Source organism: Peribacillus sp. NPDC096448 (assembly GCF_044762675.1).
In the GTDB taxonomy this organism is placed as follows: Bacteria; Bacillota; Bacilli; order Bacillales; family DSM-1321; genus Peribacillus; species Peribacillus frigoritolerans_B.
Window position 1 is genome coordinate 15,958 of record NZ_JBIWEU010000008.1, and the last position, 16,434, is coordinate 32,391.

The 16,434-nt window shown below is 42.8% G+C and carries 14 protein-coding genes; 11 read left to right on the forward strand and 3 right to left on the reverse strand.

Annotated features, from left to right (window positions below; translation table 11 throughout):
- Positions 1 to 5: 5 nt before the first annotated feature.
- The 7 genes from ACIQ0C_RS14625 (at position 6) to rbsB (ending at position 7,871) form a co-directional block, all read left to right on the forward strand.
- Entirely contained in the window at positions 6 to 1,817 is a 1,812-nt protein-coding gene (locus ACIQ0C_RS14625) for an IucA/IucC family protein (RefSeq protein WP_403061130.1), read from the forward strand.
- 376 nt (positions 1,818 to 2,193) lie between these two features.
- The gene (locus tag ACIQ0C_RS14630; RefSeq protein WP_403061133.1) at positions 2,194 to 3,219 is read left to right on the forward strand and encodes a LacI family DNA-binding transcriptional regulator; all 1,026 of its coding nucleotides are present in this window, start codon (positions 2,194 to 2,196) and stop codon (positions 3,217 to 3,219) included.
- On the forward strand, positions 3,216 to 4,100 hold the full coding sequence (gene rbsK, locus ACIQ0C_RS14635) for a ribokinase (RefSeq protein ID WP_403061136.1): 885 nt from the start codon (positions 3,216 to 3,218) through the stop codon (positions 4,098 to 4,100). Before ACIQ0C_RS14630 ends, rbsK begins: the two co-directional genes overlap by 4 nt.
- Positions 4,097 to 4,489, forward strand: a complete 393-nt coding sequence (gene rbsD / locus ACIQ0C_RS14640) for a D-ribose pyranase (RefSeq protein ID WP_403061139.1) — start codon at positions 4,097 to 4,099, stop codon at positions 4,487 to 4,489. Before rbsK ends, rbsD begins: the two co-directional genes overlap by 4 nt.
- An 18-nt stretch (positions 4,490 to 4,507) precedes the next feature.
- On the forward strand, positions 4,508 to 5,989 hold the full coding sequence (locus ACIQ0C_RS14645) for a sugar ABC transporter ATP-binding protein (RefSeq protein WP_403061142.1): 1,482 nt from the start codon (positions 4,508 to 4,510) through the stop codon (positions 5,987 to 5,989).
- Position 5,990: 1 nt separating this feature from the next.
- On the forward strand, positions 5,991 to 6,935 hold the full coding sequence (locus ACIQ0C_RS14650) for an ABC transporter permease (protein ID WP_402835536.1): 945 nt from the start codon (positions 5,991 to 5,993) through the stop codon (positions 6,933 to 6,935).
- A 15-nt stretch (positions 6,936 to 6,950) separates the two neighbouring features.
- Entirely contained in the window at positions 6,951 to 7,871 is a 921-nt protein-coding gene (gene rbsB, locus ACIQ0C_RS14655) for a ribose ABC transporter substrate-binding protein RbsB (protein WP_403061145.1), read from the forward strand.
- A 196-nt stretch (positions 7,872 to 8,067) separates the two neighbouring features.
- Here the strand turns inward: rbsB and gdhA are convergent, their stop codons facing one another.
- A complete protein-coding gene (gene gdhA / locus ACIQ0C_RS14660) occupies positions 8,068 to 9,450 on the reverse strand; it encodes an NADP-specific glutamate dehydrogenase (protein WP_403061148.1) in 1,383 nt (460 codons plus the stop codon).
- A 155-nt stretch (positions 9,451 to 9,605) separates the two neighbouring features.
- Between gdhA and gltC the strand changes: the two genes are divergently transcribed.
- The 3 genes from gltC (at position 9,606) to ACIQ0C_RS14675 (ending at position 13,222) form a co-directional block, all read left to right on the forward strand.
- A complete protein-coding gene (gene gltC, locus ACIQ0C_RS14665; protein ID WP_403061151.1) occupies positions 9,606 to 10,511 on the forward strand; it encodes a glutamate biosynthesis transcriptional regulator GltC in 906 nt (301 codons plus the stop codon).
- A gap of 408 nt (positions 10,512 to 10,919) precedes the next feature.
- The gene (locus ACIQ0C_RS14670) at positions 10,920 to 11,912 is read left to right on the forward strand and encodes a PTS sugar transporter subunit IIC (protein ID WP_402836340.1); all 993 of its coding nucleotides are present in this window, start codon (positions 10,920 to 10,922) and stop codon (positions 11,910 to 11,912) included.
- A 110-nt stretch (positions 11,913 to 12,022) separates the two neighbouring features.
- Positions 12,023 to 13,222 (forward strand): class I SAM-dependent rRNA methyltransferase, encoded by a 1,200-nt coding sequence (locus ACIQ0C_RS14675; protein ID WP_403061154.1) that lies wholly within the window; start codon positions 12,023 to 12,025, stop codon positions 13,220 to 13,222.
- An 84-nt stretch (positions 13,223 to 13,306) separates the two neighbouring features.
- Here ACIQ0C_RS14675 and ACIQ0C_RS14680 read toward each other — a convergent pair whose 3' ends face one another.
- On the reverse strand, positions 13,307 to 13,978 hold the full coding sequence (locus ACIQ0C_RS14680; RefSeq protein WP_403061157.1) for a lysoplasmalogenase: 672 nt from the start codon (positions 13,976 to 13,978) through the stop codon (positions 13,307 to 13,309).
- Between the two features lie 135 nt (positions 13,979 to 14,113).
- The gene (locus tag ACIQ0C_RS14685; protein ID WP_402835543.1) at positions 14,114 to 15,382 is read right to left on the reverse strand and encodes a dicarboxylate/amino acid:cation symporter; all 1,269 of its coding nucleotides are present in this window, start codon (positions 15,380 to 15,382) and stop codon (positions 14,114 to 14,116) included.
- 165 nt (positions 15,383 to 15,547) lie between these two features.
- Between ACIQ0C_RS14685 and ACIQ0C_RS14690 the strand changes: the two genes are divergently transcribed.
- A complete protein-coding gene (locus ACIQ0C_RS14690) occupies positions 15,548 to 16,354 on the forward strand; it encodes an alpha/beta fold hydrolase (protein WP_403061160.1) in 807 nt (268 codons plus the stop codon).
- Positions 16,355 to 16,434 lie beyond the last annotated feature (80 nt).

Here is a 16,434-nt window from a genome sequence, read left to right on the forward strand (position 1 = left end):
ATTATATGCAGTTCATAAATGAAGTGGAACAGGCAGTTTCAGAAAAAAATTGGTCGATAGTGAACCAAAACCTGCTGGCCAAGATGATTTCTGAGTATATGTATGAAGATATGATCCATCCAGCAGTCCTGAACGAAAACGCAGCAGGAAATCTATATGAGTTAATGGTGAATGAGGGAAAATCTTATCGGTTTTTAGCGTCGCCCCGTCTTTTTGACAGCTATGAAGTACAGGCCGAATCGATCCAGGTATGTGAAGCGGCAGGTTTTACACAGGCCAAAGATGCTATTCAATTCATTTTGGACATCCAGCCGTTAATTGGGATGACTGCAGAAACAACAGGACATTTAATCAAAGAATTCCATCATACGCTGCTTGCGGATCTCCAATTGCTATCCAAACCTGAACAAGATGCGGATGATTTAGTCGAACTGGATTATGCATTACTTGAAGGAGAAATGAGCGGTCACCCTTGGATTGCTTATAACAAGGGAAGAATCGGTTTCGGTTATGATGATTATTTGAAGTTCGCGCCAGAAAACCAGAAGGAAGTTCAGTTATCCTGGATTGCCGTCCATAAAACGAGGGGTGAGTTCAATTCAGTCGAAACGTTATCCTATAAGCAATTGATGGAGAATGAACTGGATGGGGGAACCCAAAAATCATTTGCAAAGATATTGACAGAAAAAGGGCTGAACGCAGAAAACTATTACTACCTCCCAGTTCATGAATGGCAGTGGAAGAATGTAATTATCCAGAACTTTACCGATGACTTGGCTAAAGGGCTGATCGTAGCTTTGGGAAATGGTCCTGATAAGTATTTGCCGCAACAATCCATCCGGACATTCGTTAATGTATCGAATAAGGATAAACACCACGTCAAGCTGCCGATGAGCATTTTAAATACGCTAGTCTACCGTGGATTGCCGGCTGAACGCACGGTCATTGCCCCGAAAATCACAACGTATATAAAGAACATTTATGAAAATGATTCATTTTTGAAAGAACAATGCAAAGTAGTGCTTCCTGGTGAAGTGGCCAGTTTAAATGTTGATCACCCGTATTATTCCAAGCTAGAGAATGTACCGTATCAATATTTAGAGATGCTGGGGGGGATTTGGAGAGAAAGCATTTACAGTTATATGGAAGAAGGCGAGAAGCCCATTACGCTTGCGTCCCTTTTACATGTGGACAGCAAAGGTAAACCATATGTGGAAAGCCTTATTGAAAAATCGGGATTGACTGCAGAAGCCTGGACAGCTCAATTATTCGAAGTCATCCTATCACCATTATTGCATTTTATCTATCAATATGGATTGGTCTTCTCGCCGCATGGTCAAAATACCATTTTAGTTTTGAAGGATTACAAGCCTCACCGCTTGGCCATCAAGGATTTTGTAGATGATGTAAACGTCAGTGATCAGCCGCTTCCTGAATTAAGCAGCCTTCCTGATGATTTAAGGAAAGTATTAAGAAGTGAGACTCCAGAGGGGCTGGTTCAATTCATTTTCACGGGACTATTCATCTGTCATTTCCGATACTTGTCAACACTTTTGATGAAGAGGTCCCTTTTGGATGAGAATGCTTTTTGGGAAGGCGTCGCTCGAACAATCCTTACACATCAGAAAAAATTCCCTATGTTACAGGATCGTTTCGATACATTCAATTTCTTTGCGCCAAAATTAACGAAACTCTGCCTGAATAGAAATCGGATGCTTCAATATGGATATAGCGATGGTGAAGACCGTCCGCATGCATCTGAGTTTGGGCATGTGAATAATGCCCTTTATGAAAAGTTACCTGCAAAAACGCTTTAAAGTTGGCTCAGAATTTTGAGCCAGTTTCAGACAGTAGACAAACACGATGAAAATCGAGTTTGTCTACTGTTTTTTATAGCTTTTACAATTTGACCGTTAATTTTCGCTCTAGGCACGCGCTTTTCCCGCAGGAGTCTTGTACGCCCCTCCAATCAATTTTGTTGTAACTGTTAGATAGAACTTCTGTTGTTTGTTTTAAATAGAAGTATCAAATCATGAGGTAATGAGGATGTAAAACCTATTGCCGAGATGATAGAGTGCGATAATCATTAACAAATATCACATTAAAAAGGATTGTGTTATCCTCCTTGGTTCAAATTCCCTAAAAATTATCTTTGGAATAGGGCTTGCCGTTCATTTAAATTGGTGCTAAGCTATGTGTAAACGGTTACACAAAAGCATTGAGGGTGATATATTGGCAACTATTCGGGATGTGGCAAAGGAAGCTGGAGTTTCTGTGGCAACGGTTTCCAGAGTTATGAATGGCAGTGGTTATGCACATGAGGACACGAAAAAGGTGGTCATGGCAGCTGTTGAAAAATTGAATTATAAACCGAATGAAGTGGCAAGATCTCTCTACAAACGTAAATCCAAATTGGTTGGTTTGATTTTGCCGGACATTACGAATCCTTTCTTCCCAGAAATGGCAAGAGGTGTCGAGGATTATCTGCAGCAGTTTGGTTATCGGTTGATTTTTGGAAACAGTGATGAAAAGAGAGATAAGGAAATAGAATATATTGACACTTTCCTGCAAAATAATGTAGTGGGCATGATTGCTTCAACTAGTGAAGAAGCCAATGAGAATTTCGATAATCTGGATATTCCAGTTGTCCTTCTCGACCGTACAGCAGAGAAATTACCGGCTGTTTATTCCGATCAAAAGACAGGCGGTAAGCTGGCAGCACGCGTATTGCTGGATAGAGGCAGTACGAATATCGTCCTCATTAGGGGGCCAGTCGAAATAAAGCCTGTATATGAACGGTACATGGCAGCATTGGAAGAATTGAATCAAGCAAAAGTGAACGTACAAGTCATGGATTCATCCCTAACTCTTCAAGGCGGCCAAACATGCGTGAAGCAGCTTTTCGAGCAATATCCGGAAACGGATGGAATCATTGCTTGCAATGATATTGTTGCAGCCGCAGCACTTCAGGAGATTTTAAAACGGGGAATACGGATACCGGACGACATACAATTGATCGGCTATGATGATATCTCCTTCACAGCGTTATTGCACCCGCCGTTATCGACAATTCGGCAGCCAGCCTATGAGATGGGGGCACAAGCGGCGGAAATGCTAATTAAAAGGATCAATCAAGAAAAAATGGAAGTAACACATAAAAAGCTCCCTGTTTCTTTTGTGGAGAGACAAACAACGAGAAGGAAGGCGGAGAAGACATGATTAGAATTACAGTGGTGGGAAGTGCTTCAATGGACTTAGTGGTGACATCAGCCAAGCGGCCAATGGCCGGTGAAACGGTTTTAGGAGAGTCCTTTATCACGGTTCCTGGAGGAAAGGGAGCCAATCAGGCTGTTGCAGCGGCACGTCTTGGTGCAGAAGTGTCGATGGTCGGATGTGTAGGAGATGATGTCTATGGAGAGATCATCTTAGAAAATCTGAAAAAAAATCATGTAAACACGGAGTATGTGGAACCGGTTACAGGTTCAGCTTCCGGAACAGCACATATTACCCTTTCGGAAGGTGATAACAGCATTATTTTCATAAAAGGTGCAAATGACTTCATTACTCCTGAATATGTACAAAAGGCGAAAAAGGTGATAGAGGAATCGGATATCGTGATGGTTCAGCAAGAAATACCTGAGGAAACTGTGGAGTATCTGGCTGACTTGTGCAACACGCTTCAAAAGAGATTACTATTGAACCCAGCTCCCGCCCGGAAGCTAAGCGAGGCTGTCATTCAACAGGCATCATTCCTTACTCCGAATGAACATGAATTCGAGATACTCTTCAATGGGAGAGATAGAACGGAAGTCTTGACTGAGTATCCCAATAAATTATTCATTACCGAAGGAAAAAAAGGCGTCCGTTATTTTGACGGACATGAAGAAAAGGTTGTTCCAAGCTTTGAAGTGGAAGCGGTGGATACAACAGGCGCAGGGGATACATTCAATGCTGCCTTTGCGGTGGCTGTTGCAGAAGGAAAAAGTTTTGACGAATGTTTGTTATTCGCGAACCGGGCAGCCTCCATTTCCGTGACGAAATTAGGAGCTCAAGGCGGCATGCCGCAAAGGTTAGAGGTCGAGAGGGGCTTTGAAGCATGAAACGTCAAGGAATCATCAATAGTTCAATAGCCAAGGTCCTGGTTGACCTTGGTCATACCGATTATATTGTCGTAGGTGATGCCGGGCTGCCGGTGCCACCCGGAGTATGCAAGATAGATTTAGCATTAACGCCTGGAACACCATCATTTCAAGAAGTCATCCGGGCGGTTCACGAAGATATGGTTGTTGAAAAAGTTATCGCTGCCACAGAAGTGAAGGTTAAAAACCCGGAACAGCATCAATACATGGAGCAGCAATTCGGTTCAGCGATTGAATATGTTTCCCATGAGGATTTTAAAAGGCTGACAAGTAACGCGAAAGCAATTATCCGGACCGGGGAGACGACGCCATATTCAAATTGCATATTGCAGTCTGGAGTATTCTTTTAAAGAAATGAGATGATGAGCATGCAAATCGAAATGCACAATATTTATAAAGCATTTGGTCAAAACAAGGTATTGGAAGGTGTTCATTTTTCATTAGAGGCTGGGGAAGTACATGCACTAATGGGGGAAAATGGAGCGGGGAAATCAACCTTGATGAACATTTTGACCGGGCTGCATAAACAAGATCAAGGAACGATTGAGATTAACGGTAAAGAAACCACATTCAAGGATTCAAAGGAAGCGGAAGAGGCGGGAATGGCCTTTATCCGTCAGGAATTGAATATTTGGCCAGAAATGACCGTGCTGGAGAATCTATTTATCGGCAGGGAAATGGTGAATGCCTTCGGTGTCCTGAAGACGAAACAAATGAAAGCGCGTGCAAAAGAGATTTTTAAAACACTTAATATTTCCCTTCCTTTTGATAAGGAAGCCGGATTCTGTTCTGTCGGGGAACAGCAAATGATTGAAATTGCCAAGGCACTCATGACGGATGCCGAAGTCATCATCATGGACGAGCCTACGGCCGCTTTAACTGATAGAGAAATAGAGAAGCTCTTTGAAGTGATGAAGGGACTTACCAAAAAGGGTGTATCACTTGTTTATATTTCTCACCGAATGGAAGAAATATTCGCCATTTGTGACAGGATCACCGTAATGCGTGACGGAAAAACAGTCGATACGAAAAGAATTGCAGATACAAATTTCGATGAAGTCGTCCAGAAAATGGTCGGGCGGGAGCTGGAGGATCGTTTTCCTCATCGTGAAGCGAATGCCGGCGACATAGTCCTTGATGTGAAAGGTTTAACTAGAAAGGGGCTTTTTGAAGATATCCATTTCGCGGTTCGGCAAGGTGAGATTGTCGGTGTAGCCGGATTAATGGGAGCAGGCAGAACAGAAATAATGCGCGCCCTTTTTGGTGTCGACCAAATAGACAGCGGTGAAATCACCATTGAAGGCAAAAAAGTTTCCATACGAAAACCAACGGATGCAGTTCGACACGGCCTGGCTTTCATTACGGAAAATCGTAAAGAAGAGGGATTGATCCTGGACTTTTCTGTAAGGGAAAATATCGGCTTGCCGAATCTCAAGAGTTTTGCTCCTAGCGGAATCGTAAAAACGGAAGATGAGATGAACTTTGCCGAAATGATGATTAAGCGACTTCACGTGAAGACATCTTCTGCTGAAACGGTCATTGGCAATCTATCCGGAGGAAATCAACAGAAGGTGGTAATAGCCAAATGGATCGGCACTTCCCCTAAAGTTTTAATTATGGATGAACCGACCCGGGGCATAGATGTTGGTGCCAAACGTGAAATTTACGAATTGATGAATGAATTGACGGACCGAGGCATCGCCATCATCATGGTTTCATCAGAACTTCCGGAAATCATTGGAATGAGTGATAGAATCCTTGTGGTTCACGAAGGTGAGATTGCTGGGGAATTGTTAAAGCAGGAAGCGACGCAAGAAAAAATTATGGCATTGGCGACAGGAGGGAACTAGGATGAAACTTGAGGCTACAGGGAAAAGCGGGATTTGGCAAAAATTTGGTCCGTTACTCGCCCTGGTACTTTTATTTATCGTAATAACCGTTTTAAATCCATCATTCATGGAACCGAATAATATTTTGAATTTATTGCGTCAGACCTCCATTAATGCACTTATTGCATTTGGAATGACCTTTATCATATTGACAGGCGGCATCGACTTGTCCGTGGGTTCCATTTTAGCCCTATCCAGCGCTCTTATGGCTGGTATGATGGTCTCGGGAATAGATCCGATCTTAGCAATATTAGTTGGCGTTCTACTAGGTGCAATAATGGGTGTAATCAATGGGATTCTCGTTTCAAAGGGAAAAATGGCCCCTTTCATCGTGACACTGGCCACCATGACTATTTTCCGGGGATTAACGCTTGTTTATACGGATGGAAAGCCAATTACTGGAATTGGCGATTCTGAAATGTTCCAGATGCTTGGGAGAGGTTACTTCCTGGGACTGCCAGTACCGGCCGTTGTGATGGTCATCGCTTTCTTGATCCTATGGTTCCTGCTTCATAAAACATCCTTTGGCCGTAAAACATATGCCATTGGCGGAAATGAAAGGGCTTCCCGTATTTCGGGGATTAAAGTTGACCGAGTCAAAGTGGCCATATATGGTCTGGCCGGTACGATGGCGGCAATCGCTGGTGCCATCTTAACATCCCGTCTGAATTCGGCACAGCCGACGGCAGGGCAATCCTATGAAATGGATGCCATCGCAGCCGTGGTGCTGGGCGGAACGAGCCTTTCCGGCGGTAAAGGGCGGTTGTTCGGTACGCTGGTAGGTGTCCTTATCATAGGTACCTTGAATAACGGCATGAATTTACTTGGTGTATCCTCTTTCTACCAGCAAGTGGTAAAAGGTGCAGTTATATTAATCGCGGTCTTGCTTGACCGTAAAAAATCATAAGAAGAGGTGTAATCAATGAAAAAAATAGTATCGATCATCATGGTTCTTTCTTTAATGGTCTTGGCTGCCTGTTCAATGGATTCTGGTCTTAAAGATGATAAAAAAGAAAAGAAAGACTCCATGAAAGACGTGAAAGTCGGAGTCAGCATCTCTACTTTAAACAACCCATTCTTCGTTTCCTTAAAAGATGGTATTGAAAAAGAAGCAAAAGAAAAGGGCATGAAAGTCACAGTTGTAGACGCCCAAGATGATACGGCAAAACAGATCAGCGGAATTGAAGATTTAATTCTTCAAAAGGTTGATGTCCTTCTTGTGAATCCAACTGACTCTGCGGCAATATCTTCAGCGGTTCAATCAGCAAATGAAGCGGGCATTCCCGTTATCACGATTGACCGTTCTTCAGACGAAGGTGACATTGAAACGTTCATCGCTTCCGACAATGTGGCTGGCGGGGAAATGGCTGCAGAATATCTAGTTAAAGAGCTTGGCGAAAAAGCGAAAGTAGTGGAACTTGAAGGGGTATCCGGAGCATCCGCAACTCGTGAACGCGGGAAAGGTTTCCACAATATTGCGGACAAGCAGTTAGATGTCCTGACTAGCCAAACTGCGGAATTCGACCGGACAAAAGGGCTTAACGTAATGGAAAATATCCTGCAAGGAAATAAAGACATCCAAGCGGTGTTCGCCCATAACGATGAAATGGCACTAGGAGCCATTGAAGCAATCAAGGCGGCAGGTAAAGACATCATCGTCGTTGGTTTTGACGGAAATGATGATGCATTGAAAGCAGTCGAAAACGGTGAACTAAAAGCTACAATCGCCCAACAACCGGCACTTATCGGTGAAGAAGCGGTTAATGCGGCTGAAAAGATCTTAAAAGGCGACAAAGTGGATGACACAATATCCGTTCCATTGAAATTGGTCACCAAAGAGTGATTGTCTCCCAAAAAATGAGAGTGCCGGAAATTTTCCGGCACTCTTTTTGTAGTAAGAAAGAAATGTTTCGATCTCATTGATGTTATCTGAGTGTGGATATTCAGCTTGAATTGATATGAATAAGAGGGTATAGGTAAGTGAGTCCATTTTTTTAAGGCGGCCCCTTCTCGGAACCGCCCATTAAATCAACTGATTGCTAGAGTATACCTTGAGTCAGCATCGCATCCGCCACTTTAAGGAATCCGGCAATATTGGCCCCGACAACTAAGTTGCCAGGCGCACCATATGCTTCTGCAGCCTCTATACTGTTTTTATAGATGTTTTTCATGATCTCATGCAGCTTGGCATCGACTTCTTCGAAAGTCCAAGGCATTCTGGCACTGTTTTGGGCCATTTCAAGAGCAGACACGGCTACGCCACCTGCATTGGCTGCTTTTGCTGGTCCAAAAAGGATGCCATTATTAAGGAATACTTCAATGGCCTCAAGGGTTGAAGGCATATTAGCACCCTCACCGACTGCCTTCACATTATTTTTGATGAGTAATTTTGCTGCTTCTTCATCGATTTCATTTTGTGTGGCACAAGGCAGTGCGATGTCGCATGGTACAGACCAAATGCCGTAGCTTCCTTCATGATATACAGCTTCCGGGTGCGCATCGACATACTCGCTTAAACGCTTTCGTTCCACTTCTTTTAGGCGTCGAACTGTATCAAGATTCAGGCCATTTTCATCATATATGTAGCCATTGGAGTCACTGCATGCAACAACTTTAGCGCCTAGCTGTGTAGCTTTTTCAATGGCATAAATGGATACATTACCAGATCCGGAAATAACGACAGTGCTGCCATGGAATTGTAACCCTTTGTCTTTTAGCATTTCTTCGACAAAGTAAACCGTTCCATATCCAGTCGCTTCTGTACGGGCCAAGCTTCCGCCGTAACTTATGCCTTTACCGGTTAAAACACCGGCATGGTAGCTGCCTTGCATCTTTTTATACTGACCGAACAAGTAACCGATCTCCCTTGCACCGACTCCGATATCACCAGCCGGTACGTCTGTATCAGGGCCGATATAGCGAGATAGTTCCGACATGAAGCTTTGGCAAAAACGCATGATTTCCGCGTCCGATTTTCCTTTTGGATCGAAGTCCGACCCGCCTTTACCCCCACCGATCGGCTGGCCAGTAAGCGAGTTTTTAAAGATTTGTTCGAAACCAAGAAACTTTATGATGCTGGAATTGACAGTGGGGTGAAATCGTAGTCCGCCTTTGAATGGTCCGATTGCACTGTTGAATTGCACACGAAAACCACGGTTGACTTGAACATTTCCCAGGTCATCAACCCAAGAGACACGGAAGGTGATCATTCTTTCGGGTTCAACAAGCCTTTCCAATATCCCGCTTTTCATATAATCGGGATGTTTTGCAAAAACCGGGACCAATGATAGGAATATCTCCTTTACGGCTTGGTGGAATTCACTTTCGTTGGGGTTACGTTCCTTTACCTGTGCGTATACTTGACTTACGAACTCTCTGGCAACTTGCAATTCCTCGTGCTCGACTTCCTGTGAAGTGGTCATTGTTCTCTCTCCTTAAGATAAAGTCATAAAATATTAAATAGGGTAAGTCTATCGGTTTTTATATGATACTTTCATGGTATAATTTAAAAATGAAATAAACAATCTGAATATTAGATAAATAACATGCTGTTTTGATATGAAAGAGGGAGCTTAGATTGGAATTAAGGCAAATCGAATATTTCATTGAAGTGGCAAAGCGTGAACATATGACGGAAGCGGCAGTGGATTTGCATGTTGCCCAGTCTGCTGTCAGTCGCCAAATTTACAATTTAGAAGAAGAGCTGGGTGTGCCCTTATTTATCAGGGAAGGCCGAAAGATTAGATTGACGCCTATAGGACATACATTTTTAGCTCATATGGAACAAGCTATGGATATTATCGATCGTGCCAAGCGTGAGATGGCTGAAAGTCTGGATCCGGAAAAAGGGACAATCCGCATCGGTTTTCCCAGCAGTTTAGCTTCTTATATATTGCCAAGGGCCATTTCCGACTTCAGGGAAAGTTACCCGCAGGCGAAATTCACATTGAAACAAGGTTCATATCGCTACCTGATAGATTCTGTGATTAAAGGTAACATTAACATGGCCTTGATCGGTCCGCTGCCGGTGAATGAAAAGAAAATCAAAGGTGAAACGCTATTTATTGAGAACTTAGTTGCCCTTTTACCAGAAAGCCATCCTTTGGCCCTGAAGAAATCACTATCCTTGAATGAGCTTCAAGGAAATCCGTTCATCTTATCTCCAAAGGGTTATGTTTTAAGGGATCTCGTTATGAAAGCTTGCAAATTGCATGGCTTTGAACCGGAAGTGGCATTTGAAGGGAAAGATACTGATGCCATAAAAGGCCTGGTGGCAGCAGGTCTGGGTATAACCTTGATACCTGAGATTTCCTTGATTGATAGCTTGCCGCGTTTTACGGTTAAATTGCCGCTGGAGGAACCAGCTGTAACCAGGGCTGTAGGGGTCATCGTTCCGGCGGATAGGGAACTGATGCCAACGGAGAAATTGTTTTACCAATATTTGAAGGACACTTTTGCAAAATTGGAAGGTTTTCAAAAATAGGATGGGTATCTATAAGAAAAGCATAAATCCAGCTAGTGAGAGAATCCTTAATCGGGTTCTTTTTTTTGTCGCAAATGTACCGAAATGTCTCCATGTAGACATCCTTAAAAGGGGATAATTTATTTTGGAATAATAAATTATTAACTTTTATTTGATAGTAATGTTTTAAACCTTTATTTTTTGAAAGCGCTTTTATTTTATTAGAATAAAAATATCATTTACATTATCAGAAAATTCATGTTATTATACGAACAGACATTAACAGACATTTAAGTAGTAGTACGATATACTTAATAGGCTTTTTAAAAGAAGACCTTTATTTTTTTTTCGTTTTTCCTAAATTGAATATTCTGATAATTAATAAGGAGTGGAGATAGAGTGAGCAGGAAAGAATACATCAGCGATCGAATGTACAAGGCATCAACAGGGATAGCCAACGCTGTTTTGGTTACATTAGGGATCGGGTTATTGTTTGAATCCATAGGGGGATATTTAGGTTGGGAGGTCTTCCTGGCAATTGGCGGGGCCGCGAAGGTCTTGCTAGCACCAGCTTTAGGAGCAGGAATCGCATATCAGCTTGGAGGAAATTCATTAATTATCTTTAGCGCCATGGCTTCAAGTGCTGTTGGAGGTGCTGCCATTCACAAAACGGCTGAAGGTGCCTTCACGATTGTTACGGGTCAGCCACTAAGTGCTGTCTTGGCAGCGGTAATTGCAACATATATAGGTAAGCGCCTAATCGGCAAAACGAAGTTGGACATCATGGCCATCCCTATGGGTGCAGTTCTTGTCGGTGGAGTTTCGGGATATGGCCTGGCTCTTGTCACGACTCCGCTCCTAACATGGATAAGCAGTCAAACCACCGCTGCGGTCGAGGGTTCTCCCTTAATCGGTTCCATGGTCATAGCCTTGGTATGGAGCATTTTATTGATGACACCGGCGTCTTCCGCTGCACTGGCGATTGCCCTGCAATTGGATCCGGTTTCCAGTGCTGCAGCTCTAATCGGATGTACGGTTCAGTTTGTCGGGTTCACTGTCATGTCTTATAAAGATAATGATATGGGCGGGTTCTTGGCACAGATGGTCGTTACGCCAAAAGTTCAATTTCCTAACTTAATCAAAAAACCATTATATGTAGTTCCGCCTTTTGTGGCGGCAATCATCTGTGCGCCTATCGCTACCTTGGCATTCAATTTTCAAGTGCCGTATGAACTTGGCGGCATGGGGTTAAGTTCAATGATTGCCCCGATTGCCATCATAACCGGTCAGGGGTTATACACGTTCTTGGTTTATGTGGCAGTGGGTATGGTATTGCCAGCTGTGATCACCCTTGCCTTACATCGTGTATTGAAGATGATGGGTAAAGTTAAGCCAGGCGATCTCCATTTGGAAGTTTCATAATCAATGTTTTCTTGGAAACCAGCCAGGTTAAGGAACCGGGCTGGTTTTTATTTATAAGGGGATTAGGGTAAAATGGGGAGGAAAGCATTTGCAAAGATAGGATGATATAGATGGGAAAAGAAATAGATATAAAAGTGAAAGCTAAGTTCGTAAGTAAAATCAGCAAGGGTTTTCCCTTGATTGTTAAAGAGTCGATAGCCAATCTTAATGACCTTCAGGAAGAGGGGACCTTGGTGCGCTTGGTGGATGAGAACAACCGCTTTCTGGCAAAAGGATATTATGGTATACAGAATAAGGGCTATGGCTGGGTATTGACCCGAAGGGAGAATGAAAAGATCGATCAATCTTTCTTTAACGGCAAAATCCAGGCAGCATATGAATTCCGAAAGTCTTTTTTTGAAGATGGGGAGACTACAGCTTTCCGCTTGTTTAATGGGGAAGGTGATGGAATTGGCGGTTTAATCATTGATCATTATGATGGTCACTATGTCATTAGCTGGTATAGCAAAGGAATATATTCCTTTAAAGACTACATCATTAAAGCATTGCAGGAAACGGTCGAGGTCAAATCGATTTATCAGAAGAAACGCTTTGATACAAAAGGGCAGTACGTGGATGAAGACGATTTTGTCACGGGCGAACAGCCGGCATTTCCGCTTCTTGTAAAGGAAAATGGAGTCCATTTCGCTGTTTATCTGAATGATGGGGCAATGGTCGGTGTCTTCCTTGATCAACGCGATGTCAGAAGGAAAATCCGGGATGAATACGCAAAAGGGAAAACGGTGTTGAATATGTTCTCTTATACGGGGGCATTCTCCGTGTTTGCCGCTTTAGGCGGTGCTGCCAAAACAACGAGTGTCGACCTTGCGAATCGCAGTTTACCAAAGACGATCGAGCAGTTCAGTGTGAATGGCATAGATCCTGAAGCTCACAATATCGTGGTGATGGATGTTTTCAAGTATTTTAAATATGCGGTGAAGAAAGCTTTGAAATTTGAAATGGTCATCCTTGATCCGCCCAGCTTTGCCAAATCGAAGAAGTTTACTTTCAGTGCCGGAAAAGACTATACGAATTTATTGAAGGATACCATTTCCATTACGGAAGATAATGGGGTCATTATCGCCTCAACTAATTGCAGTACATTCGACATGAAAAAATTCAAGAATTTCATTGATGTTGCTTTCAAGGAAATGAATGGAAAGTATGAGATCATGGAACAATTCTCATTGCCGGCAGATTTTAAAACAATACCTGAGTATAAAGAAGGGAATTATTTAAAAGTAGTCTTCATCAAGAAGATTAAGGGATAAAAAAAGGCGTCCACAGTTCAAGCAGAACTGTGAATGCCTTTTTTATATTGAAAATGTTTCATGTGGAACGCTTGGCCATTAAATTCACTGGATAGTCCGTTCACTTTTCAAACCTTTCGATAAATGAAAGGAAGGTTTCCTGCGAATGCTGTAAGCGATGCAAAACTGGGCTGCATAGTAGGTAAGCATGATAAGTGGACCGGAATAGGCAACATCATCGATAAATTTGTTCCAAGATAAAATGGAGTCGGAAATTACAAACAGGACCCCGCCTATGATTGCGGCCGCATTTCCGGTCATGAATGCCGCCCAGCCCATGAGGGAGATGACCGTTACATAACAGGTCACAGGGATGATGAGGTTATGTTCACCTTTTTCGATTAACGAATGTACAATTTCACGGCCAATCCAAGTGGAGTAAATGCTAATCGGAAGAATCGTCGCAAATCGAATCCATGAAAAAGTCCACAGTCCAAGGAATGCCGAAATATAGAAAAGGTGGCCAATCAAGAAGGCGGAAAGCCCGATGACGAACCAGATCAACAGACCATCTCCAAGCATGCAAAAGAATAAACCAAGAAGGATCAAGGATTGGTAACGATCCCGTCTACCTACATTTGTGCGGGTGTAGAGCAAAATCAATAACATGGGGAGTACCTTGAACAGTATTTTGATGATTAAAGGCTCTTCAGGTATAAGGAAAATATATGATAGTCCCGTGATAAGGATTGCGGCAGGTAAGCATTTCATTAACATTCCATTCCCTCCTTCAATCTTTAATTCTATGTAAGGGGAAGGAACCCCTTGTCAATTAAAGAACTGTTTGAAAGAAAGTCGTGGAAATGAAAAAACTGGCTCCTGTTTTAACCAGGAGCCAGTCAGTTATAAGAATCATACGGCTGATTTTTCTTTAATGAATGCTTGTTTTAACCAGTTTTTCCCCTCAACAAGCCTTGTGACAAGCATGGCACAAACCGTGTTTCCTGTTGAGTTAAGCAGTGTAGCGGGAGCATCGATGATCGTGGATATAACGGCAATGATAGGCAGGACTTCAACAGGGAAGCCGAATACGCTAAGAATCAACATTTCCCCAATCATGCCGCCCCCAGGAATGGCACCCATAACGGCTCCAACCAAAAAGGCAACAGCAAGTATACTTAAAATGCTTGAAATGCTTGTCATATCCTTTCCAAATAAGCTGAATAGGAAAACGATTTTCAATACACCGCCGAATACCGAACCATCTTTATGAGTGTTGGCTCCGAGTGGGATAACAGTCTCCGCTATATCCTTAGGCACGCCCATTTTCTTGACTGATTCCAGATTGACTGGAATGGACGCGGCACTTGAACAAGTTGCGATGGCTGTAATGGATGGTGTCAGGGCATTTTTCCAAAAAAGTTTAACTCCATCTTTCCCGCCTGCGATGAAGGCATACAAAGTGAAGAAGCCGAAATAATAAATCAAGGCCAAGACTAGATATAGAATGAAAGTGCGGGCATAGCCTTCTAAAATCTGCGGTCCAAGCTGCCCGATAATCGCTGCAAAATAAGCACCAAGTCCTATTGGAGCATAGTACATGACGATTTTGACGACCTTCATCATGACAGCTGTACCCGCTGTCAAAAACTCGGTAATCGGTCTTGCTTTCTCACCGACCAGTGCAGTGGAAAGTCCGATTAATACTGAGAAAACGATTAGCTGAAGCATATTGCTTCTGGAGAACAGTTCTGGGAAATCGGAAACGGTTACAGTGTTGACCAGTTGACTGAAGAAAGAAACTTCTTCGATGGTCTCTTCAGGGGAACTGTTTTCCATCAGTTCTTTAATGGCTGTCGTATCTGTGCCTTCCAAAGGATTGACGATGGTTGTCCCAATAAATCCAATGACGGCAGCTAAAGCGGCTGTTGTCAGGAAAACGAGAACGATGCTTCCCATGATTTTTCCGAGTCGCTTCATTCCGCTCATATTGGCAATCGCTGAAGCAATGCTGAAAAATACCAATGGGACGATGATCGTGAACATCAGATTTAAGAATAAGTCCCCTAGCGGCTGTATGACCGATGTTTTCTCCCCGAAAACCACGCCCGCTATCCCACCGATAATAATCGCAGTGAGCAGTATTAAAGAGGATCGATAGTTTTTGATAAAGCTCTTCATTTAAATTCCGTCCTTTCAGGATGAAGATATCAATAAAAATATACTTCATTATCAACTCTAAAATCAGGTTTGACAATATTTTTTTATAGGAAGGAATGTTAAAAGAATAAATGCAATAAATAATAATGGAGAATGGATGGCGAAATATCGAGAAGGAGGGGTAGGATGGCATTTGTTGAGGTGGAAGAAGGCGTTCGATTGTTTTATGAAGAAAAGGGCCAGGGGAGACCGATTATTTTTATCCATGGTGTGTGGATGAGCAGTCGGTTCTTTAAAAGGCAGCTGCCGTACTTTTCAGAAAAATATAGAACGATCTTACTTGATTTAAGAAGTCATGGCCAGTCAAATCATGTTCATTACGGAAATACGGTCTCCATTTATGCAAAAGATCTTCATGCGTTCATAGGTGAACTGGGATTAAAGGATGTCATACTTGTTGGCTGGTCGATGGGGGCATTTGTCGTTTGGGATTATCTTAAGCAATTCGGTGAGGGAAATATTCATTCAACTGTGATCGTCGATGAATTGGCCTCTGATTTCAAGTGGCCCGATTTTAATATCGGTGCATTTGATATGAACACGTTGATTGCCTTCATGACCGAAATTCAAACGAATCGTTCCCCATTTTTGCAAGGATTCCTTGCTTCCATGTTCAACAATGAATTATCTGCAGAGGATGCAAGCTGGATGCTTGGGGAAGTGACCAAAATGCCGGAATCCATTGCTAGCAGCATTCTATTTGACCAATCGATTGTGGACTATCGAGACTTCTTGCCAGCAATCAATGTTCCCACACTTCTCTGTTTTGGAAGGCATGAAAAAGTCATTCCTGTAGCAGCAGGGGAACATTTGCATAAAAACATTCCGAATTCAGAACTAGTAATCTTTGAAGATAGTTGCCATTGTCCGTTCATGGAAGAAAGCGATTTGTTTAATGAAACCGTGGATTGCTTCATTCAAAAGGGATTATAGTCGTACAGATGGGAAAAAGGGGATGCTGGGTTCCTGCCCGCGTTCCTTTTAATTATGATCATGAATGTATTTTTTCTGCT